Source organism: Hydrocarboniphaga sp. (assembly GCF_028291725.1).
Taxonomy (GTDB): domain Bacteria; phylum Pseudomonadota; class Gammaproteobacteria; order Nevskiales; family Nevskiaceae; genus Hydrocarboniphaga.
Window position 1 is genome coordinate 24,106 of sequence record NZ_JAQGNT010000095.1, and the last position, 22,397, is coordinate 46,502.

Below are 22,397 nucleotides of genomic sequence, written 5' to 3' on the forward strand. Positions count from 1 at the left end.
CGCGGCAGTCTGAGTTTTTGATCGCGACGTGGCTAAGCTCCCATGACCCCTGCTGAAACCATTGTCCAGAAGCAGCTTGATTCCTATAACGCCAGGGATCTGGAGGCATGGCTGGCCACCTATGCGGTCGATGCCCAGCAGTTTGAACTGCATGGCGGCTTGCTGGCGTCCGGGCACGCGCAGATGCGCGCCCGCATGAGTGCGCGATTCCTGGAGCCCGATCTGCACGCCCGGCTGCTGAGTCGCGTGGTGATGGGTAATATCGTCGTGGACCACGAGTTGATCACGCGCAACTTTCCCGAGGGCAGGGGGACGGTGGAGATGCTGTGCCTGTATGAGGTATCGGCGGATCTGATCCAGAAGGCGAGCTTTGCGCTGGGTCAGAAGCGAGTGCCGGCTCTGTGAGTTTCGGTGGAGCCGGGATTGCATCATGGAGCGGAGCCCGCCCTGCGGTTAACCTGTCGCATCGCCGGGAATAGTCCGATGCCACTGCCTACCATCATCATTCGCTCGCTTGTCGCTTTTCCGATCGCATCGCTATGGCTGCTGCCTCTGCCCGCTGGCGCACAGTCTCAGCAGAGTCCGCGGTATTCGTCGCGCGACGAATATCGCGCCTGCCTGGAGGAAGCCGATCGCATCGAGCCCCGGCGCGTGCAGCTGCAGAAGGGCATGACCACCCACAATGCCGAGCTGAAACAGCTGCAGGACGAGATGGACCAGCATATTGCGCAGCAGGACAAGCTCGACAATACCGACGACGCCGCAATCGACGCCTTCAACGCCCGTCTTGACGTGTTGAACGCAGGTGCCGGCGAGTTGAATGCCGAAGTCGAGCGGCTGAACCACGACCAGGCGGTCTACAACCACGATATTGCCGCAGTGAACCGGCGCTGCGCCGGTATGGTCGTGACTATCAGGGATCACAACGCCGTTATTAAGGAGCGTACCGCGGCTGGCAAAGGGCAGACCATACAATGAGCCCGCGTGAACTGGTCAATCACTGGGTGGCGGCCTTCAACCGTGCCGATCCGGATGCGCTGGCCGCGTTCTACGCCGAGGACGCGATCAATCACCAGGTTGCGGAGTCGCCGGTCCAGGGCCGCGCCGCGATCCGCGAGATGTTCGCAGCGGGTTTCGCTTCCGCGGCCATGGTCTGCATCGTCGAGAACCTGTTCGAAGATGGCCAGTGGGCGATGCTCGAGTGGCGCGATCCGCTGGGTCTGCGCGGCTGCGGGTTCTTTCAGGTAATGAGCGGCCGCATCGTGTTTCAGCGCGGCTACTGGGACAAGCTGTCGTTTCTGCGTGTGCAAGGGCTGCCGCTGCCGCAACGCTAATGGATTCAGGCGCGATTCTCCGTCGCGGCTTTTGCCGATTGGCGACATGACGCTCAATTTCAAAGCGCCCCAACGTACGATTCTGCAGTTAGCCAGCTCGCGCGTCCTTCATCGCCGTCTCCGCAGCAAGTCGACCTGGCCAACCACAGACGCCTCCGGAAGGATGTGAACCAGCTCCGGCGAGATAGAGCCCGGCAAACGGCGTGCGATAGCCCCCCAGCCCTGAAGCGGGGCGATTCATCAGCATGCGCGTCGGAATCATGTCGACGTGGAAATAGGCACCGTTGGGGGTGCCGAACTGATCCTCGAAGTCTTTGGGACAATGCTCGACGCTGCCGATCTCATGCTCAAGGCCGTCGACATAATGGCTGACGGCATTGCGAATCTGCTGGCTGTAGCCGGCCTTGTTCTCACCCCAGCCTCCAACAGGATTGAGCGGCGTATTGACGTATAGATAGAACACGTCCTGCCCTTTCGGAGCAATGCTGGCGTCGTTGGCGGACATGATCGCGAAGTACAGCGGCGGCCGGAAGTCGACGTTCTCGCCTCGTAGCGCGGCCTTATGCTGAGCGATGTGCTGCTCTAGCGTACCTGTCATGAAGGTAGTCTTCCGGACATCCAGATCGTCACGCTTGGCGCGCGCGGCGACTGCCTTTCTGTAGGTGACCGGTCCGCCGACGGCGTAGTCAATCTTGAACGGTGCCACCGCGATCGAATTGGCCGGGATGAACTCGATCTTCTTTCGCAGACCCTCGTCGCGGGCGGAATCGGGCAGCAGCTTGCCGAGCGCCACCTGCGGGGCGCAGTTCGCCAACACTCCCTCGGTTGCGAAGAACTCCTGCCCGCCGACGATCCTGACTCCTGTTACTCGCTTACCATCGAGAAGAAGCTCCTCCACCTTGTGATTGCAGCGGACCTCACCGCCATGCTTTTCTAGACACCGCTCCATCGCGCGGATCATTCCGCTCATACCGCCTATGGGACGAAAAATGCCGGCGCGATGCACGCTGCCGAATGCTGCGAGGTAGAGACCGCTGGCCTGAACAGTTGCTGGCGCGAACATACAAGCCCAGAACGCCCACAGGCCCCGCATAGCTTCGGACTCGAACGTCTCTGAGAACATCTCGAAGGCGCTAACCGATAGCATGCGCGCAAGTACTTTCCGGGTTTTCCGGTCGGAGGCCAGTTTGAGTACGACGTTCAGGAGCAGGCGCTTGGGCACCTCCGACGGATGATGCTGCATGATTCCTTCGAGCCCGCCCATAACCAGGTCGATGGCGCCGCGCACGTCGGCATAGGTCTTCGCATCCTTCGGCGAAAAGTATTTGATCTCCTCGACGGTCCGCTCGAAGGACTTATGCAGCACCAGGGTTTCGCCGTCCTCGCCCATCCAACCGTAGGGCGCTGCCATCGGTACGGAGTCGTAGCCGTGGCTTCGCAGGTCGAGGAATTCGATCATGGGGCTATGCGCCATCAGGGCATCGTCCATGGCGCCGAGGCTCAGAAAATGGTTGGGCGCAGCGGGCACAAAGGGATGACTGACCGATAGCCCGCCAGCCATGCCGCGCTGCTCGACTACCAACACCGACTTGCCAGCCTTTGCTAGGGTACAGGCGGCAGTCAGACCGTTGTGCCCCGCGCCGACTACGATGTAGTCCCACGACTTGCTATTGCCCATGCCAACCATTCCCTTGAAGACCATTTATCTGCATTGCCGAACGAACGGCGCCCAACATGCCACGTACCGCCGGCAAGCCACCGACCCGCACCCGCCCCAGTGGGCTATGTGCTAGCGTATTCAGATGGCGACCTTCGAATCGCCGGGGCCAACGCTGCTGAGGTCGGCCACTAATAGATGGCGTGCGCGAATTCATAGGAGGATGGTCAGGTGGACAAGGCTCTTCTGCGTGCCGACTTGAACCTGCTGAAGGTCCTGTACGTGCTGCTTGAGGAACGCAACGTCACCAGGGCTGCGGAACGGCTGTTCGTCACACAGTCGGCGATCAGTCGATCGCTTGGGCGCCTGCGGGATATGTTCAATGATCCTCTGCTCGTGCGCTCCTCTCAGGGGCTGGTACCAACCGAGCGAGCGAACCAGATCGCAGCGGTCGTCAGAGAGACGGTGGAAAAGATGGGGGGACTGTTCGAACCGCCCCCTTTTGATCCGCGTGTAGCCGAAGGATTTATACGGATTGCCGCGCCGGAATCTTTCGTTCTCGCGGCCTTGCCGCGCCTTGCTCTGGCTGTTCGAGCCGCAGCTCCAGCCGTGCGCATAGAAGCCTTGCACCTTCCGGACAACCACCGCGAACAGCTTGAAAAGGGGCTTCTCGACTTCGTCATCAATCATGACGAGCCCCATCCTGACACTTTCCTAGGCTCACGTTTGATGTCAATCACGCCGTTGTTCTGGTTTCGCAAGGGCCATCCTCTGGAGTCTCACAAAGAAATCAGTCTCGCCGACATCTGCTCTTACCCGATCATCTCGTTCCACGCCCAGAACGTCAGTCGTGAAGTCAACCGACTCATCTGGCAAGCGATCAAAGACGCCGGCCTTCCGCCGCCGAAGATTCTCATCGACACGAGCCATCTCCTCGTCACGCTGGATATCCTGACGATGTCGGATGCCACCATGCTGGGGCTCGAGCATCTGTCGCAGGTTCCGGCCTTTCGAGACAATCTTGTATCGAGGCCAATGGAGTACGTCGAATCAGTCGGACGCGCGGAGTCGACGCTGACCTTGATTCAACACGAGCGCACTGCCCAATCCTCCGTACACCTGTGGATCTCCGAAATGATCCGGGGGGTCTTCCGCGAACTTAGCGCGGAGGCGGCATAGGGCGTCCCGCCCAGCCTGTCGCCGCCGAGCGGAGGTCAAAGACTAGAACGTCCAGTTCAAACGAACACCGTAAGTCGCTTCCGGCTGCAGCAAGCCCGCCGTTGTGAAGTCGTCCTCCAGCTTGTAGAGGAAATAGTGTTCGTTCGTGAGGTTCTTGCCGAATACCGTTACGCGAGTGCTCCAGGGCTTGTAGAAGTAGCTCACATGCGCTCCGAGTACGCCGTACGCGGGCTGCTTCGCGTCCTGGGAATTCTGTGCTGTGAAGTAGAAGTTGCCGCTCAGGTAGTAATCCGCTGAAGCTTCGATCGAACCATTGGTCAGATCCCAGGAATAGCTGGCACTGGACGAGGCGGTGTATTCCGGTGTCTGTGTAATCCGATTGCCGGAGAAATCGCGGCCTGGCGTCAACGGTCCCAGGATCGCCCTCGGACCAAAGAACAGGCCGGTGGTCTCGTCGTATCCGCTGCCCTGGTCGAAACGGGTGTACTTGGCGTCGAGATAGCTGCCGCCGATATTCGCTACGAATCCGGGCGCGAATTCAAACAAGGGCTGCCAGGTCATATCGAACTCCGCACCCCTGATCCGGGCCTTGCCGGCATTCTCGAGAGACACCGCGCCACCGGCCGTCAGTGAAAGCACCTGGACCTGAAGATCCTTGATCCCGTTTTGAAATATCGCACCATTGAGCCGCAACTTGCGGTCGAACAGCTCGGTCTTGGCGCCGAGTTCGAAGCTCGTGACGGTTTCAGGCTTGACGTAGTTGGAGCCGGTGTAGATGTTGACGATGTTGTACGAGCCGCTCTTGAACGCCTGCGAGGCCGTTCCGTAAAACAGCAAGTCATCGTTGGGCTTGAAATCGAGCGTGAACTTTGGCGAGAAGTTCTTTTTTGTCGTTGATTGCAGCGGGAAGTTGATGAGCACTTCGTTGGGCACTAGGTAGTTGCCTACCGAGGATTTGACCAACGAACGCTTCTCGTCCTGGTAACGCCCACCCAGCGTGAGCGAGATGGTGTCCGTCAGCTTAGCCGTTCCCTGCAGAAACCCTGCGTAAGACTTCGTATCAACCACGCCTCGGGTGACGACCGTGACCGGTGACGGCCCCGTGCCGAGTTGAGACAGCAGCGGCGAGAATATGCCTTGATCCAGCTGACCGACCAACGAACCAAAAACGCTAGTGGCCTGGGTGCGGAACAGGTCCTGGAGTTGACGTACGCCGACATACAGCTCGAGCGGATCATAGCCGGCGCTGCTGTCGAGGTAGTAGAGGCCACCGATGTAATTCAGCCAATCGGCGCCCCAGCTGTCTTCATTCGACAGAAGCTGGAGCTCCGCGGTCTTCAATTTGCTGAATCCGTTCGGGTGGCTGAACGACACGAGCGGCAGCGGCGTTTCATCGAAATCCAGCGCCGTTACCGCCTTCACGTTCTGACTCGCGAGTATCGTCCTGGTCGTCAGACCGGGCAGAGTCCAGGTGCCGTCGAGCTGATAGATCGTGGTCGTGTTCGCGCTGTAGGCCGGATCATTGATATTGGTCGTGTAGTCAGGAGGTGGCGTTCCCTGGCCGACGAGCTTCAGCAATGGCTTGGGTGCAAGGTTGGCGCCCAGAGCCGTTCCGGCACCTTGGCTTTCGATCTTGGTGGCACCCAGGATGATGTCGAGATCTTCGTTCGGGCTGAAGCGCAGCTTGCCGCGCACCCCCTTGGCGATATCGCTTTGAGCGTCATAATTCACCGACTTGTAGTACACGTCCCGGTGGTCATACAGGCCGGACACGCTGAAGGCGAACGTGTCCGACAGCGGAACGCTGATGTAGGTCTTCGATTGAAGATCGTCGTAGCTCCCATAGGAGACACCGACCTCTCCCTCTGCATTGGCCAGACTGGGCTTCTTCGTGATGATGTTGATCGCGCCACCGGTGGCATTACGACCAAACAAGGTGCCTTGAGGGCCTTTCAATACCTCGATGCGCTCAAGGGCCCCGAAGTCCTGAGCCAGTCCCGACGCATACGGCATGTAGACGCCGTCCACGTAAGTGGCCACGCTCATATCGAACGAGGGCACGAATGCATCCGTGCCGACACCGCGGATGTAGATTTTGGCGTAGCTGACCAGCGAGGCGTAAGTCAGACCTGGGGTGACTAACGGGAGATCGGTCGGATTGTTGATGCCTTTCGCATCCAGCGTATCCGCGCTGAACGCCGAGACCGAAATCGGAACATCCTGAAGTTTCTCCTCGCGCTTCTGCGCGGTCACGATTACTTCTTCCACAAACCGGCTCGACGGGCGCGCGGCACTCTCGGCAGCCGGGGCCACCGGCGCTTCAGCCGCAGTGTCGGCAGCCGGCGCCACCGGCGCTTCAGCCGCAGTGTCGGCAGTCGGCGCCGGAGGAGGCACCTCAGCGGAGCTGCCCTCGACCTGAGCGCGGGCAGATATCGACGACAAGCTTCCCAATGCCACCAGTGCCAATGCAGTAGCTGATGTTACGCGCATGCTGTTTTCTCCTCCTTCCTATATTTGTATGTCATCCGTCTGTTGCTCCCGCTCCGACGGCTTGTTTCAATCTGCTTCGAGATCCCTAGATCTCTTCCATCTCGAACGAGGATTTGCCGTTCCCACAGTCAGGGCACACCCATTCGTCCGGTATGTCCTGCCAACGCGTGCCGGGCGGGATACCGGATTCCGGATGCCCGACCGCTTCGTCATAGACAAAGCCACAGTACGTACATTGGTAGCGCTTGTAGGGGTCATTCACGTGCGGCCCCGTCCGGCTTCATCCTGGAGCTTTCCAAACCAGTGGCAGGGATTCGAGATGATTCGTGATGCCGCTCAGCAACTTGAGCGTGGCTCCCTGCTTGATTTGAAATTCCGGGATACGGCGAGTCCATTCCGATAGGAAGATCGCCATCTCGGAGCGGGCGACGAACGTGCCCAGGCAGAAGTGCGGACCATTGGCGAAGGTCAGATTCTTGCGGTTGTTGGTGCGGCCGAAGTCCACCTCGGAAGCGTTCTCGAACCTCCGATCATCGATGCCAGTGGCGGTGGTCGGCAACAACACCATGTCGCCCGCTGCGAAGTGCCGCCCCTTGAATTCGATGTCCTTGGCGACCGTACGAGCATGGTTGACAATCGCGAAGCGGCGCAGCATCTCATCGGCTGCGGCCGGCACCAACTGCGGGTTCTCGACGAGCCTGCGAAGCTGATCGGGGTTTTGCGCCAGGTGCTTCGCGGCGATGCCCAACGCGCCCACGACGGTGTCCAGTCCTCCGACAATGAGCACCGACACGGCGCCGAGAATTTCCTGCTCCAGGATTTCACGGCCCTCGGGGCGGCTATGAATGATCTTGCTCAGGACGTCCGACCCCGGATTGGCGCGCCGCGCCGGAATCACGCGCGTGGCGACATATCCGGCCAGTTGCTGGAAGGCGTCCATGAAGGCCTTCATGTCGTCGCCGGCGTGTGCGACGTCGTCGACGAACTTGATCAGGTATGGAGTATCTTCCTCCGGCAGCTGCAGAATGAATTTCATCACGACCAGAGTCGGCATCTTCTTGGCGAATTCACTGACGAACTCGCAGTGCCCCTTGTCGATGATCTCGTCGATCAGCGAGTTCGCGACCTGCCGGATGACCGGTTCGAACTGTGCGACGGCCTTCGGTGAGAAGAAGGGCTGAAGAATGCTGCGAAATGCCGCGTGCTTGGCTCCGTCGTAGTTCAGGAACGCGAAGCCCCCCTCCGGCGCCGGGGGGATCATGTTGTTGCGGCTGTAGAAGTGCTCGTGGTCCGAGTAGATGGCCTCCAGGTGCTCGTAACGGGTCACTACCCAGTGCCCACCATAACGTGGGCTGTAGAAGATCTCCGGAGCGTTCTTTTGCAGTTCCTGGTAGGCGTCGTAGACATCGAACGCGGCATTGCTGTCGCGCTCCTTGGTGAAGTAGAAGTCGAAATCATGAACCGCCTCATCCGGCACATGTGCCGGAATCGTCAAGCCCGTGCCCTTCCACTCTCGAGTTTGCCCCATACTCATCAACGCAACTCCTTGTGTGCTGGTAAGCGCGCGTGGCGCCGACTGGTTTCTGCGATACATCCTTCCGTGCTGTCTGATCGGCGACCTCACACCGTCCTTAGCTCATTCGCTTGGGATGCCGAAATAGTTCTGATAGCGGCTGTAAACCTCTCGAGCCCGGTCGAGGGCTTGCCCTTTCACTGCAGGGTAACGATGAGCGGGCCGCGAGTCTCGAGGGTTGTCGGCCAGATACTTCGCCATGCCCGCCCGGCCCGCATCGCTGAGCGGAATGCCGAAGAAGCGATGTATTGATTCCAACGTGCCCATCGTGTCGGAAACCAGATCCTTGTAGTGGACGTTGTACAACTGCCCGGCGGGAATCGCTCCGCTCTCGATCAGGTCGATGACGCTGTTGAACAAGGACGCACTGAGCATCGGATCGCGCATCATGTCCAGCGACCCGGCCTGAAGAGGAGTGTCGCTCTGAGCCCATTGCATCGTGCCGAGCATATTGATGAAGGAGGCCGTGGACCGAACCGGATCGCGGTGTGCCCACACGACGCAGACGTCTGGAAATACCTTAAAAACGGCCGGCAGATTGCGCAGCAGGGAGACATCTTTGAGCACCCAGTGATTCCGGGGGTTCTTCCACTGCAATAGCTTCAGAACGCGTTTCAGGAACAGCAGCGGCAGGGTCGGATCGGATTGCGCGATGTAGCCGTGGAAACTGGGGACCTGCACCAGTCCGGCCAGCCAGGCATCGGATTGGAAGGGAATCGACATCACGACCGTGCACTCGAACGGCATCCGTGCGTGGAACTCGTGCATCGACTCCAGCGTCGGGACGACACGATTCCACTGAGTGATCCAGCGATCGGCCTGCTCGATTCGCGGATCGGTGTGGTACGTGGCCTTCTCGGGAGGCGGACAAGGAAGCAGCATCTCCCAGTGGAGCAGCGTCCCATAGTCGGGGTTCGCGGCCAATACGTTCTGCAGCATCGACGTTCCACTGCGTCCTTGACCGGTGACCAGAATCGGCTGCCGAATAACCTCGTCGTCGATTTCCGGGTGACGCTTGTAAGTGTCCTCGACCTGCAGTCGCGTCTTCAGAAACAACAGCATTTCCTGCCGGATACGCAGGCGCCCCATGAGGTTGAGGTTCGCTTCCTTCTCAAGGGCATCAATGAAGACCCTGAATGCTGTAAGCCACTCCGGGTCTCCGAAGTCGGAGAGACCGGTGCTCTGAACTGCAGCTTGCAGCAAGGATTGCTCATCCAGCGGGACGACACCGCGGATATCCATGCAGGCGCCCTCCTCGACAACCCGCTGGACCCATTCGGGGCGCTTCGGAGGCTGCCAATTCAGGCTGGGGTCGTCCTCCGATGAAAACATGGCCTGCTCCTCATATCGCAAATTGTAGTGATTGATCTCACTGAATCGCCTAGCTTCCCCGGCATCCAGTTCCGCCTCTTTGTTGGTTGTGCTTCATGCCGCAGGGCGGTGCGAGCGGCTAAATGTAAGTTTCGGCTGTCCTGATCGGCAAATGATTTCTAGTCATCGATGGCCATGCGTCCGGCGCAAGTAGGCCAAGTGGAACCGTTCGACTTCCCGTCATCCGTCATTCGCGAAGCGAGCGGTCTTCAGGATGATCAGCGGCAACACACCACGGCAGGCGGCGATCGCCCTGACTCGAAGCCGGTAGATCGGTATGCGTGAGACTCATGCGGAGTCATGCACATAAATCATTGGTCAGCGAACCGCGAGGAAATCAAGAATTGAGGGATGATGATGCGAGGCCTTCGAGGCCGATCTCGCACATCGAGCGCGGAAGCCGGCGGACTGAGGGATGCGGCTCAAACCTCGTAAAGCCGGGCGGCTCGTCAAGTTGAGGGGCCGCACCGCGATCAACATTCAAATAAATGGCCATTAAAAGTCCAAGGAGGAGAGCATGAGAATGAGAGTCAGCGGCCTGCTGCTGTTGTGCGGCAACCTGACCTGCACTGTCGCGGTCGGACAGGCATCGCCGTCACCCAACACCGCGATGGCGCCGCCCGGTGCGTCGATGACTATCACGTCTCCCCCTCCTCCTGTTGCTGGCGCGACGACCCAGCCGGAGGACGTCGTTCCGACGAGCGAAAGCAGCGACACCAGTCCGCTCAAGCAAGGTCCCTACATCTCTCCGATGCTGAGTTACATCATGCCGGTAACTCGGAGCCGGCTGGACGACGGATACGGTGGGGCATTCAGCGCCGGCTATCGCTGGGAATATTCTGCCATCGAGGCCACCGGCGTGTATGACATGATGGGTGGCGATGGCAATCCGAAGTACGTCGGGGGCTCAATCAACGGGCTGCTTTTCCCATTCAAGAGCCTGTCGAATTTCTATGGAAAAATCGGTTTCGGTGGACTCGAAGTGCGGGACTACGCCACAAACCAGGGCCGCTCCTTTTCGCTGACCACGGTCGAAGGCGGTCTGGGCTATCTGTTCCCATTCATTGGCGATACCTATAACTGGGCATTACGCGTCGAAGCGCTGTATCGCTATGGCCACCGCGAGACCAGGCTGAATGCCACTGAGGTCGATCTCGACGCACCCGCCAACTATGGCGATGTGGTGTTCAATCTCGGACTGTGGCTGCCACTAGGGAAGAAGGCACCCGTAGTCGCGCCGGCTCCGGCCACCGTTGTCCCGCTGGCACCAGCCTGCTCGGACGGGGTCGACAACGATGGAGACGGAAAGATCGACTTTCCCGCTGACGCCGGATGCACCGCTGCGGATGACAACGACGAGACCGATCCGGCGATGTGCTCGGATGGAAAGGACAACGATGGCGACGGCCTGGTCGACTTTCCCGCCGACAAGGGCTGCACTTCCGCCGACGACAACGATGAGACGGATCCCTGCAAGACGCCGCTGGCGGGTGAGAGAGTCACCCTATCCGGTTGCGGGACCGGTGACATCATCGTGCTGCGCGGCGTGAATTTCGATTTCGACAAAGCCACGCTGACGGCGAACGCGAAGACCATTCTCGACAACGTCGGCGACGAGTTGATCGCGAATCCACAGATCAACGTCGAATTGAGCGGCCACACCGATAGCAAGGGGGCCGATGTCTACAACCTGAAATTGTCCGATCGCCGGGCAAAGTCGGTCGTCGCCTATCTGGTTGCGAAAGGAATTGTGGCGGAACGGATGACGGCGGTCGGCTACGGGGAGACGCAGCCGGTGGCCGACAACGATACGGACGAAGGGCGGGAGTTGAATCGTCGCGTCGAACTCAAGGTCACGGGAAGCCGCGCTGCCGTTGCGGCAGCGCCGACTTCTACTCCTGCGCCTTCTTCAACCACCGAATCGCCACCAGTGGCCGATCCGTTCGCTGTCACGCCCTAGTGCTTAGTTGCATAAGTCCTGCTGCATTCAAGCGCTCTGGCATCCCCGATTGCGGCGTTGCCAATCCTCGCCATAGCGGTGCTATGCCTGCGGTTGGCGCCTTGCACTCGGGGCGCCAGAGCGCTTTCGGTGCGACGCAGACTTATGCAACAAAGCACTAGCCGCCGAGCGCCTTTCGTAGTTTGGGCGCAGTTCGTATTGCTCCTCCATTCGAACTGCGCTCTCTTCTCTTCCCGCACTCGCGCGCCGGAGGGCGCGCTGACGTTACCGAGAATCAGTGCAGCAGAACCGGTAAATCGATGTGCTTTAGCGGAGTGGAGCACCCGTACTTCCTTGCCCTCGATAAATGCCAATGGCTGACGCTTTTAACAAATGGCCGGGGACAATGTGATCGCCAGTTCCGTAGTCGAGTCGATGAGCCGTAGTCATGGACAGCGATGCGCACAAATCATTAGGCGGGCTTTTGCTGCACCGATACACTCAGTTGATCAGCCGCCGTTACTTCCGTGCGGTCCGACATTGCGGGCAATCGTTTACTTTCACCGGCAGGAGCGCGAATAAATGGAATCCAGCTTTGGCTCCAAACCGGCTGACGATGCACCGGCCCGCGTGGAGGTCAAAGACTTAGCCGAGCTTGCGACTGCAGAGTGGTCGACCTACATCGAGGCGCTGTTACCGCTGGCCGGTCGCTTGGTCCCTCAGTTGCTCGACGCTCAGGACGAACAGATCAGACGCGAGTTCTATCGCAACCTGTTCTCCCAGTTGGTGACTGCCTATGTCGGCCTTTTGTACGTCGATCCACAGCATCCGGATTTCTATCCGTTCGCGACGATCATGTCGGCTTACGCGGGGGCCAATCCCGATCAAGGCTATGCCATGTGTCCGATTGAGGATGTCGGCGTTTACCGTATCTCGGGGTACCGAGGAACGGTCAAACGTGTCGACGTGCAGATTGGCACCGGCAGCTTTTTCTCCCGCGGTGTCATGGATGCCCAGAAGCTCGGATTGACTCTGGCCAACTATGACTTCGACGCGCTCGAAATCGGGTCTGATGGATTCGTCGATGTGATTCTGAGCCCAGCAAGGCCTGAGAACTACAGCGGCAACTGGCTACAGCTACATCCAAAGGCCACCTATCTGTTGCTTCGCCAGACATCGTACGATTGGATCGGTGAAGTGGATGGGCGCTTTTCGATAGAGCGCCTGGACCGCGCCGCGGCAAAGCCGCGGCCCACTGCGAAGAGTCTCGATGAGAATCTCCGCCAGCTGGTGCTTTGGACCGAGGGATGGACCCAGTTGTCCATTGCCTTCGCGCGAGAAATCTACCGCGAGCAGGGTATCAATCAGATCCGCTACAAGGATCTCACCGAATACGGTGAACTGCTGACACAGAAGTACGCTTACGGCGGCTTTGACCTGGCAGCCGACGAAGCCTTGATCATCGAGGTCCAGGTGCCGGTGCCTTGTCGTTACTGGAGCGTGCACCTCATGGACGACGCATCGTTTACCTTGGACTGGTACAACAGGCAAACTCATCTCAACGGCCATACGGCCATCGTCGACACCGATGGCTTCGTCCGCATCGTCGTGTCGGCCGTAGATCCCGGCGTTCCCAACTGGCTGGACAGTATGGGCTACCGGCGTGGAGTCATGCAGGTTCGGTGGGAACGCTGCGAGCGTTATCCCGATCACATCGTCACCAAAATCAAGGTCGCTGACGTGAGACAGCACCTCCCGCCTGCAACCTCGGTGGTGAGCCCCGAGGAGCGCGAAGCGGCCATCCGCATGCGGCGCCGGGGCGCGTTGATGCGCAAGCGCTGGTAAACACTACGGTGTCTCTCTCGAATGCCGAACACGTCAAATCGGTCGGTTGAAAATAATCTGCGGCTGCCAGTCATGGTTAGGTCTGACCAGTACGTCATCGACCCGCTGCATCAGCCACCGCCTTGGGTCACACCACCTTTTTGCAAGACCTCCTAAGGATGAACTTGATGACTGAGATAATCACCGGCCTTGGTTTCGACTTGAGTACCAACTGGGGGATTTTCTGGCTGTGCACCACCTACACCTTCCTGGTCGTCACCCTCATCTGGATCATCGGTTGCTTCCAGACCGATCACTCGATGATGGACGGCTACTACGGCTTCGGCTACGCGATCCCGACGCTGATCGCGTTTCTGATCTCGGGCGCGCAGTCGCAGACCGCGGCGGTGCTGCTGCTGATGTGCGGGCTGCACGGCTGCCGCCTCGGTATCTATCTCTCCAAACGCTGGATGGGCTACAAGAAAGTCAGCGGCGGCGGTGACCAGCGCTACCTCGGCTTCGTCAAGAAATTCCAGCCCGGCTACTGGTGGAAGAGCTTCTTCGTGGTGATGGAGCCGCAGGCGATCGTGATCGCGGTGATCGGCTTGCCGGCGGTGTTCGGCGTACTCGCCTCCAAGGGCGTCGACGGCGGACAACTCAATGCGTTGTCGCTGCTCGGCATGGCGCTATTCGGCTATGGCTACTACTTCGAGACCGTCGCCGACGGTCAGCTGCAGGCCTTCAAGGCCGACAAGTTCAACAAGGGCCGCTACCTGCGTACCGGCGTCTGGACCCACACGCGTCATCCGAACTACTTCGGCAACACCTGCGTCTGGTGGGGCATCTGGATCGTCGCGGTGTCGGCCCATCACGAGATCTGGTGGACCGTCGCCGGCCCGGTGTTCAACACGATCATGCTGACCGGCATCCTCGGCCGCGCATTCCAGGACAAGTTCATGGGCTCGCGTCCGGAGTATCAGAAGGTCATCCACGAGACCAGCGGCTTCCTGCCGATCCCGAAGAAGCGCGATCCATCGCGCTGAGCACGTAATACCCCTGGGCGGTCCATGAGCAATCAACTGACGGTCAATTTCCCTGTCCCTCCGGACGCCGCGATTCCAGAGGGGCTTCAGACGATATTCCTGTATCTCACCATCGCGGCGACCGCTGGCGTGTTGGTGTGGGCATTGTTGATGGCGCGAAATCATCGATCGGCGGTCCCGGTACTGATGGTCGCCGCCGGCTTCGCGGCAGTCCCGCTCGAAACCATCGTCACCTTCCTCGGCCACGCGATTCATCCGGCGCCGGGCCAGATCATGATGTTCAATGCCGTTGACCGTGCGATTCCGTGGCACATCGCCCTGGGGTACGCGGCCGGCTTCGGGATGTTCTATCTCAGCTGCTATCCGAAGATGATTGCCGACTCGTTCACCAATGCTTTCATCTGGAAGGCCTGCGCGATAACGGCCGTCTGCTATTCCATTGGAGAGGCTTATCCGGTTTCCCACGGCCTCTGGGTGTACTACGACTATCAGCCGCTGCGGTGGTGGAGCGGCACTGCGCCGCTCACTTGGAACGTGCTGAACACGATCTGCATGCTGATGGGCGCGACACTGATGCACGTGACGCTGCCCTATCTGAAAGGGTTGAAGCAACTGCTGATCGTGGTGCTGGGCCCCGTCGGCGCGCTGATGGGCCATATGGGCGCGGGCTTCCCGATGTATAACGCGATGAACACCGACTGGCCGCACTGGGTCATCGAGCTGTCCGGCGTCGCAAGCGTGCTGATCGCGATCCTGCTGATCTGGATCTGCACGATCTTGCTGACACGGCGGGTCGCCGCTGGTTCAGCCGGGCTCGCGGCGAGCTGAAGTTCCCGCCTGCGCAAATCGTCATCGGTGTATCGCTTCGATTTTTCTGCTTTGTATCCTGATTCTTACGAGGTTCCAGTCATGGGCAAGATTCAGTTCGATTTCAAGAAGGGTTTTCGGGTCTATCCGAACGGTCGCTCCGGCCCGACCGGCGAGAAGGCACCGCACATCGACTACGGCACTGCACCGCCCGATCGCACGCGCTACTTCTCCAAGGAAGAAGCCGACCTGGAATGGAAGCATCTGTGGATGAAAACCTGGGCCTTCGCCGGCCTGATGCAGGACATTCCCGAAGTCGGCGACTACCTGCGCTACAACCTCGGCAAGGAATCCTTCATCGTCGTGCGCACGGGTGCCGGCCCGCGCGACATCAAGGCCTACTACAACGTCTGTCCGCACCGCGGCAATCGCCTGGTCCACAACGACTTCGGCCACACCGGCAACGCCTGCTTCACCTGCGATTTCCACGGCTGGAAATACAAGCTCGACGGCAGCAACAAGGAGATCCGCGACGAGCTGATCTTCCGCCCGGAAGTGGTCTGTGACCGCCCCGGCCTGACCGCGGTCAGCGTCGATTGCTGGAACAGCCTGATCTTCGTCAATCCGGATCCGAAGCCGCGGCTGACACTGCTGGAACATCTGGACGTGATGCCGGAACATCTCAAGGACTACGACTTCGGCCGCATGCGCGTGCTGCGTGATCTCGAGTTCTGCTGGGACGCGAACTGGAAGACCGCGCTCGACGCCTTCATCGAGTTCTACCACGCCGACGACGTGCATCCGGAAGCGATCCCGGTATCCGAAATGCTCGAATGCCAGTACGACCTGTACCAGAACGGCATGAGCCGCATGATCATCCCGATCGGCTACGTCACCAGCCGCCATGAGGATCGCGACACCGTCAACGAATACCTGAAGATGTTCGTGTCGATCTACGGCGGCAACCCCGAGGACTTCAATCACCTCAAGGGTTACGAGTACAAGCAGGCGATGACCGCCACCAAGCGCAAGTGGGGCAAGAAGCACGGCTACGAGTTCTTCGACAAGCTGACGGACGATCAGATCGTCGACGACTGGAACTACTCGCCGTTCCCGAACATGACGATCAACGTGTTCGTCGACTCGCTTCTGCTGCAGATTTTCCGCCCGCATCCGACCGATCCGCGCAAGAGCTGGTACAACGCGATCACGCTGTGCCTGCCGGTGTCGGATGACACCACGCAGGTGATCGACCTGAACTCCTTCGGTCCCGAAGCCTTCGGTCCCGCGGGCTGGAAAGGCGAGGAACGCCCGGCGCGCTTCATGCCCAAGGAACTGTCCGAATTCGGCTACCTGCTGGCGCAGGACGTTCGCCGTGTGCCCGAAGTGCAGAAAGGCATCGAGTCCGAATGCTTCGTCGGTGCGCGGCTGTCGGAGTCGGAAATCCGCATTCGCCACTACCTCGCCGAAGTCGATCGCCTGCTCGGACGCAGGCCGCCGGTCGTGGGCGAGTAAAACGGAACAGGCACGATGACGGTGAGCAGCACGGCACTCGGCAAATCCTACCTACGCGCCGACTGGAGCGCGGAGTTTCTGGGCCTGTCGGTCGGCGACCTGTTGCGCCAGGGTGCGCACGAGGTGCCGGATCGGCTCGCGCTGATCGCGCCCAAGCTCGGTGAAACGGCACGCCAGTGGACCTACGCCGAACTGCTCGCAGAAGCCGAAAAGACCGCGTACGCATTGCTGCGGCGCTTCGAGCCCGGCGACCGTGTCGCCACCTGGGCCGGCGGCAGCGCCGAAATCCTGATGCTGCACCTGGGCGCGGCGCTCGCCGGCATCGTGCTGGTCACGCTGAACCCGGCCAATCGCGCCGGCGAACTCGAGTACCTGCTGCAGCAGAGCCGGTCGCGTGGCCTGGTGCTCGAACGTGTCTGGCGCAGCTTGGACAACCAGGCCGTGATCGAAGCGCTGCAGCCCTCGCTGCCCGCCTTGCAGACCGTGGTTTATCTCGACCAGTGGAACGCCTTCGTCGCCGATGCGCCGACGGTCGAACTGCCGGTCGTGAAAGCCGACGACCTGGCGATGATCCTGTTCACGTCGGGCACAACCGGCAAGCCCAAGGGCGCGATGTTGCGCCAGGCCGGCATCGTCAATAACGCGCGCTTCACCGCCTCGCGACTGGAAGTGCCGACCGGTTCGGTGTGGCTGAACCTGCTGCCGATGTTCCATGTCGGCGGCAGCGTGACGATGAGCCTGGGCTGCCTGTCCAACCTCGGTACGCAGGTGCTGGTGCCCGACTTCAGCGCCGAGGCGATGCTCGACGCGATCGAGCGCTACGGCGTGCGCGCGACGATGGCGGTGCCGACGATGCTGGTCGCGATGTTGCAGAGCGAGCGCTTCGCGGGCACCGACCTGTCGAAGCTCGAAGTCATCGTCACCGGCGGCACCATCGTCGCGCCCGAGCTGGTGCGCGAGGTCAAGGCGAAGACCGGCGCCGAGATCATGACGCTGTTCGGCCAGACCGAGGCCGGCGGCGCGATGTTCGTGACCCGTCGTGGCGACGACATCGACCGCGTGACGCAGAGCGCCGGCCTGCCGCTGCCGCTGTCCGAGGCCAAGGTGATTTCATCCGCCGGCGAGATCGTGCCGATCGGGGTCGTCGGCGAAGTCTGCGTGCGCACGCGCTGCTGCATGCAGGCGTATTTCGGCATGCCGGAGAAATCGGCCGAAGCGTTGGATGCCGAAGGCTGGATCCACACCGGCGACCTCGGCGTGATGCGTCCCGACGGCTACGTGCAGGTCACCGGCCGGCTCAAGGACATGATCATCCGCGGCGGCGAGAACCTCTATCCGCGCGAGATCGAGGACCGCCTCGCAGAACATCCGGCGGTGGCGCAATCGGCAGTTTTCGGTGTGCCGGACGTGAAGTGGGGCGAACAGGTCGCGGCCGCGGTGATCTTCCGCGGCGGCCAGAGCGCGACCGCCGACGAGCTGGTCGAATTCCTGCGGTCGCGCATCGCGCGGCACAAGGTGCCGAAGTTCTGGCACGTGGTCGACACGCTGCCGGTGAACGCGTCGGGAAAGATCCAGAAGTTTATGCTGCGCGAACAGTTCGCCCCCAAGGACACCTGACGTGAACGCGCCACCCAAGCCAGACGAGACGCAACGCGCCGCCGACATCGCCGCCCATCTCGAGGACGTGTCGGTGAAGCTGTCGCGCACGGCGACCTGGAGCGGTATCGAGACGCAGCCGAGCTACGGTCCCGAGGACATCAGGGACACCGACTACGCGCGCGACCTCGGCAATCCCGGCGAGTACCCGTACACGCGCGGTGCGTATTCGCAGATGTACCGCAGCCGCATGTGGACGCTGCGCAACATCGTCGGCTACGGCTCGCCCGAGGACACGCGCGATGGCATCGAGAACGCGATCAGGATGGGCACGGCCGGCATCAACATCGTGCTCGATACGCTGAGCCAGGAGGCGATCGACGCCGATCACCCGGTGCTATCGGCCGACGCCGGCCAGGAAGGCTGCTCGCTGCCGATGGTCGCGGATTTCGAGATCCTGCTGAAAGGCATCGACGTCACGCGCCAGGACATCGCCTGGCACAGCACGATGATGACCTACCCGATGGTCGTCGCGATGGCGTTGCGCCAGGGCAAGGACATCAGCAAGCTGCAGGGCTCGCACATGCCCGATCATCTGCAGCTGCGGCTCGCCGGCTGGAGCGAGGCGATCGTGCCCGCCGGACTGGGCCATCGCACCACGGTCGACTGCGTCGAATACAGCGCGAAAAACAGCCCGAAATGGGCATTGGGCTGTCCGCAGGCCTACGACATCCGCGAGCGCGGCATGTCGGCGGCCGGCGAGATCGCGATCGGCATGGCGATCATCAACCAGACCTTCGGTGACCTGATCGCACGCGGCATGCACGTCGACCAGGTCGCGCCGAGCATGGCCTGGGTGTCGACCAGCGACATCGATTTCTTCGAGGAGATTGCCAAGTTCCGCGCACTGCGCCGGGTCTGGGCGCGGACGATGAAGGAGCGCTTCGGATCGGTCGATGCGCGCAGCCAGCGGCTGCGCCTGGCCTGCCACACCTCGGGCCGCTCGCTGGTCTACCAGCAGCCGCTGAACAACCTCTCGCGAGCCGCCGTGCAGACGCTGGCCGCGCTGCTCGGCGGCGTGCAGTCGGTCGAGACCTGCACCTACGACGAGCCGATCTGCATTCCGACCGAAGAAGCGCGCGAACTCGCGACGCGGACGCAGCAGATCCTCGCCAACGAGATCGGTGCCGCGCGCACCGCCGATCCGCTCGGCGGCAGCTACTACATCGAGAAGCTGACCAACGACGTCGAGGCCGAGGCGCTGGCGATGCTCGCGAAGATCGAGGGCATCGGCCTGATCAAGGCGATCGAGGACGGCACGATCGAAGGCATGATGGACGAGTACAACTACCGCCATCAGCAGGAACTCGACAGCCAGCAGCGCATCGTCGTCGGCGTCAACAAGTACCTGCCGAAGAATTCGACCCTGCCCAAGCGCTTCAGCTTAGACCCCGGCCGGATGACTTCGCACATCCAGCGCTTCAAGGAGCGCAAGGCCGGGCGCGACATGAGCGTTCTGCGCTCGAAGATCGATGCGCTCTACCAGGTCGCGCATCGCCGCGAGAACAGCCACCAGGCGATGATCGACGCGCTGGTCGCCGATGGCACCACTGGCGAAGTCTGGGGCACGGTACGTGCTGCCAACGGCCTGCCCTATGATCCGTTCCGGGCGATCGAATCGCCGTTCCAGTACCCGAAGCCCTGATGATCGGCGAAAAGATCCGCTGCCTGCTGGCGATGCTCGGCACCGACGTGCACAGCAAGGGCATCCGCACGCTCGCGCAGCTGCTGCGCGACCGCGGCGTCGAAGTGATCTACCTCGGCGAGCACAACACCGCCGACGGGCTGATCAATGCGCTGATCGCCGAGGACGCCGACGTCGTCGGCCTGAGCTACAGCACCGCGACCTACCTGCACTACACGCGTGACCTGCTGGTGAAGATGAAGGCCGCCGGCGTCGATGACGTGCCGGTGATGCTCGGCGGCCTGATCCACGCTGACGACGAGCCCGAGCTGCGCGAGATGGGCGTGAAAGGCATCTTCGGGCCGGGATCGTCGATGACCCAGATCGTCGCGTTCCTGCAGGACGTCACCGGAAAGACGCTCACCGCGCCATGAGCGACGCGATCGCCGACGCGGTGCGGCGTGGCGAGCTGCGCAGCGTCGCGCGCCTGATCACGCGCATCGAGGCCGGCGATCCGACGATTGCCGCCACCTTGCGCGACCTGCACGCAGCTGCCGGTAACACGCCCATCATCGGCATCACCGGGCCGCCCGGAGCGGGCAAGAGCACGCTGGTCGACCAGATGCTCGCGCGCTATCGGGCGAACGGCGAGCGCGTCGCCGTGCTCGCCGTCGATCCTTCGAGCCCGTTCAGCGGCGGCGCGATTCTCGGCGACCGCGTGCGCATGAATCGCCACAACACCGACCGCGGCGTCTTCATCCGCAGCATGGCCGCGCGCGGCCGTCTCGGCGGACTCGCGCAGGCCGCTGCCGACGCGCTCGTCGTGCTCGACGCGATGGGCTGGGATCGCATCCTGGTCGAGACCGTCGGCGTCGGCCAGAACGAAATCGACGTGCTGCGCCACGCCGACACGGTGCTGATCGTGCAGACTCCCGCTGGCGGCGACACGGTGCAGGCGGTCAAGGCCGGCATCCTCGAAGTCGGTGACCTGTTCGTCGTCAACAAGGCCGACACCGGCTCCGCCGACCGCACCGTGTCGGCGCTGCGCGAGGCCATCGAATTCCGCACGCATGCGCTCGGTGCCGATGCCTGGCATCCGCCGGTGCCGAAGACCGCCGCCACCGACAACCAGGGCATCGCCGAACTGCTGACGGCGATCGACGCGCATCGGCGGCATCTGCAGGATCATCCCGAGCAGTTGGCGCTGCGCCGGCGCGCACAGGCCCGCGCGCGCGTCACCGAGCATCTCGCGGAAATCCTGCGCTCGCGCTACCTGCAGCCGACCAACCGGAGCGAACGCTTCGAGGCGATCATCGACGAGGTGGTCGCGCGGCGCTGCGATCCAAGCAGCGCCGCAGCCCGGCTGCTGCATGACTAGAGCATTTTTGATTTAAGAACATACGCATGTTGGATAATCCTCAAGTTTCGGAGGAGGAATGCGGTGCGCGCGTACTCACAAGACTTGCGAGATCGGGCTTTGGCGGCGCTGGGACGAGGCGAGAGCATCAGTTCGATTGCGCAGCGACTGGAAGTGAGACGCCAGTGGGTTGTGGGTTTATGACGTGCGGGATCGATTGGTGATGGAAGGGGCGCGAACGAGTCAGCGCGTCTCGGAGGCCATCGCCGGTCGGTGATTGAGGGAATGCGGGACGAGATCGGCGGCTGGCTTCAAACCGAGCCGGACCTGACGCTTCAGGAGATGTGCGACCGGTTGGCGGCACAAGGCAAAGTGCTGAAGGTGCCGGGCCTTTGGCACCCGTTGAATCAGTGGGGTCTGACGTTTAAAAAAGCTCCTGCACGCCAGCGAGCAAATGCGGCCCGACGTGCAACAGGCGCGGGCACAATGGCAAGCTGAACAAGCAAATCTGGCGATCTCCCGGCTGGTTTTTCTCGATGAAACCGGTGCTGTGACCCATATGACCCGGCGCTATGGGCGCGCGCCACGCGGACAGCGCTGTATCGCGTTTGCACCGTACGGACATCGCAAGACCACGACCTTCATTGCCGGTCTGCGTCATGATCGGATCACCGCACCCTTGGTCCTGGACGGACCGATGGAGGGCGCGACATCGTGGTTGCCGACAACCTGAGCAGTCACAAAGTGGCAGGGGTGCGCGAAGCGATCGAAGCCGTCGGTGCGCACGTCCGCTATCTGCCGCCATATTCACCCGATCTGAATCCGATCGAAAAGCTATTTGCCAAACTCAAAGCCCTGCTCCGCAAAGCTGCGATGCGGACCGTCGATGCCCTCTGGAATCACATCGGCGCTCTACTCGACTCCTTCTCTCCACAGGAATGCGCAAACTATTTCGCTTCCTCTGGATATGTCAGTTTATAAATCGAAAATGCTCCAATAAAGCCGCCGGATGAAAATCCGGCGGCTTT

At 61.2% G+C, this 22,397-nt stretch carries 18 protein-coding genes and 1 pseudogene; 14 read left to right on the plus strand and 5 right to left on the minus strand.

Annotated features, from left to right (window positions below; genetic code table 11):
• Nucleotides 1-42: 42 nt before the first annotated feature.
• The 3 genes from JWQ90_RS24465 to JWQ90_RS24475 all read left to right on the plus strand — a co-directional run bounded on the left by JWQ90_RS24465 (nucleotide 43) and on the right by JWQ90_RS24475 (nucleotide 1,334).
• Nucleotides 43-405, plus strand: coding sequence for a nuclear transport factor 2 family protein (locus tag JWQ90_RS24465; protein ID WP_299697653.1), 363 nt, complete (start codon nucleotides 43-45; stop codon nucleotides 403-405).
• Nucleotides 406-483: 78 nt separating this feature from the next.
• Entirely contained in the window at nucleotides 484-978 is a 495-nt protein-coding gene (locus JWQ90_RS24470; RefSeq protein WP_299697654.1) for a hypothetical protein, read from the plus strand.
• Nucleotides 975-1,334: a nuclear transport factor 2 family protein gene (locus JWQ90_RS24475; RefSeq protein WP_299697656.1), complete on the plus strand. Its 360-nt coding sequence runs from the start codon at nucleotides 975-977 to the stop codon at nucleotides 1,332-1,334. The genes JWQ90_RS24470 and JWQ90_RS24475 overlap by 4 nt, the downstream gene beginning before the upstream one ends.
• A gap of 88 nt (nucleotides 1,335-1,422) precedes the next feature.
• On the opposite strand, the gene JWQ90_RS24480 is transcribed toward JWQ90_RS24475, so the two are convergent.
• Nucleotides 1,423-3,036: an NAD(P)/FAD-dependent oxidoreductase gene (locus tag JWQ90_RS24480; protein ID WP_299697658.1), complete on the minus strand. Its 1,614-nt coding sequence runs from the start codon at nucleotides 3,034-3,036 to the stop codon at nucleotides 1,423-1,425.
• 186 nt (nucleotides 3,037-3,222) lie between these two features.
• Here JWQ90_RS24480 and JWQ90_RS24485 point away from each other — a divergent pair, with 186 nt between their 5' ends.
• Nucleotides 3,223-4,170 carry a LysR family transcriptional regulator gene (locus tag JWQ90_RS24485; protein ID WP_299697660.1) on the plus strand — a complete coding sequence of 316 codons (948 nt, stop codon included), beginning with the start codon at nucleotides 3,223-3,225 and terminating at the stop codon, nucleotides 4,168-4,170.
• A 42-nt stretch (nucleotides 4,171-4,212) separates the two neighbouring features.
• On the opposite strand, the gene JWQ90_RS24490 is transcribed toward JWQ90_RS24485, so the two are convergent.
• From JWQ90_RS24490 to JWQ90_RS24505, 4 genes are all read right to left on the minus strand, one after another.
• A complete protein-coding gene (locus JWQ90_RS24490; RefSeq protein WP_299697662.1) occupies nucleotides 4,213-6,660 on the minus strand; it encodes a TonB-dependent receptor in 2,448 nt (815 codons plus the stop codon).
• A gap of 85 nt (nucleotides 6,661-6,745) precedes the next feature.
• Entirely contained in the window at nucleotides 6,746-6,922 is a 177-nt protein-coding gene (locus tag JWQ90_RS24495; protein WP_299697663.1) for a rubredoxin, read from the minus strand.
• 18 nt (nucleotides 6,923-6,940) lie between these two features.
• Nucleotides 6,941-8,194 carry a cytochrome P450 gene (locus JWQ90_RS24500; RefSeq protein WP_299697665.1) on the minus strand — a complete coding sequence of 418 codons (1,254 nt, stop codon included), beginning with the start codon at nucleotides 8,192-8,194 and terminating at the stop codon, nucleotides 6,941-6,943.
• Between the two features lie 102 nt (nucleotides 8,195-8,296).
• Nucleotides 8,297-9,565 (minus strand): sulfotransferase, encoded by a 1,269-nt coding sequence (locus tag JWQ90_RS24505; protein ID WP_299697667.1) that lies wholly within the window; start codon nucleotides 9,563-9,565, stop codon nucleotides 8,297-8,299.
• A gap of 556 nt (nucleotides 9,566-10,121) precedes the next feature.
• On the opposite strand from JWQ90_RS24505, the gene JWQ90_RS24510 reads away from it, so the two are divergent.
• From JWQ90_RS24510 to JWQ90_RS24555, 10 genes and pseudogenes are all read left to right on the plus strand, one after another.
• Entirely contained in the window at nucleotides 10,122-11,564 is a 1,443-nt protein-coding gene (locus JWQ90_RS24510) for an OmpA family protein (protein ID WP_299697669.1), read from the plus strand.
• Nucleotides 11,565-12,125: 561 nt separating this feature from the next.
• Entirely contained in the window at nucleotides 12,126-13,388 is a 1,263-nt protein-coding gene (locus JWQ90_RS24515) for a DUF1214 domain-containing protein (RefSeq protein WP_299697670.1), read from the plus strand.
• 167 nt (nucleotides 13,389-13,555) lie between these two features.
• Entirely contained in the window at nucleotides 13,556-14,410 is an 855-nt protein-coding gene (locus JWQ90_RS24520; protein ID WP_299697671.1) for a DUF1295 domain-containing protein, read from the plus strand.
• A gap of 24 nt (nucleotides 14,411-14,434) precedes the next feature.
• Nucleotides 14,435-15,238, plus strand: coding sequence for a hypothetical protein (locus tag JWQ90_RS24525; RefSeq protein WP_299697672.1), 804 nt, complete (start codon nucleotides 14,435-14,437; stop codon nucleotides 15,236-15,238).
• An 81-nt stretch (nucleotides 15,239-15,319) separates the two neighbouring features.
• Complete coding sequence (locus tag JWQ90_RS24530) at nucleotides 15,320-16,732, plus strand: aromatic ring-hydroxylating dioxygenase subunit alpha (protein WP_299697674.1); 1,413 nt, start codon at nucleotides 15,320-15,322, stop codon at nucleotides 16,730-16,732.
• 15 nt (nucleotides 16,733-16,747) lie between these two features.
• Nucleotides 16,748-18,349: an AMP-binding protein gene (locus JWQ90_RS24535; protein ID WP_299697675.1), complete on the plus strand. Its 1,602-nt coding sequence runs from the start codon at nucleotides 16,748-16,750 to the stop codon at nucleotides 18,347-18,349.
• 1 nt (nucleotide 18,350) lies between these two features.
• The gene (locus tag JWQ90_RS24540) at nucleotides 18,351-20,033 is read left to right on the plus strand and encodes a methylmalonyl-CoA mutase family protein (RefSeq protein ID WP_299697676.1); all 1,683 of its coding nucleotides are present in this window, start codon (nucleotides 18,351-18,353) and stop codon (nucleotides 20,031-20,033) included.
• On the plus strand, nucleotides 20,033-20,446 hold the full coding sequence (locus JWQ90_RS24545; protein ID WP_299697678.1) for a cobalamin-dependent protein: 414 nt from the start codon (nucleotides 20,033-20,035) through the stop codon (nucleotides 20,444-20,446). Before JWQ90_RS24540 ends, JWQ90_RS24545 begins: the two co-directional genes overlap by 1 nt.
• Nucleotides 20,443-21,390, plus strand: coding sequence for a methylmalonyl Co-A mutase-associated GTPase MeaB (gene meaB / locus JWQ90_RS24550; RefSeq protein WP_299697680.1), 948 nt, complete (start codon nucleotides 20,443-20,445; stop codon nucleotides 21,388-21,390). Before JWQ90_RS24545 ends, meaB begins: the two co-directional genes overlap by 4 nt.
• Nucleotides 21,391-21,453: 63 nt before the next feature.
• Nucleotides 21,454-22,350, plus strand: a pseudogene (locus JWQ90_RS24555) (transposase).
• Nucleotides 22,351-22,397: the final 47 nt, after the last annotated feature.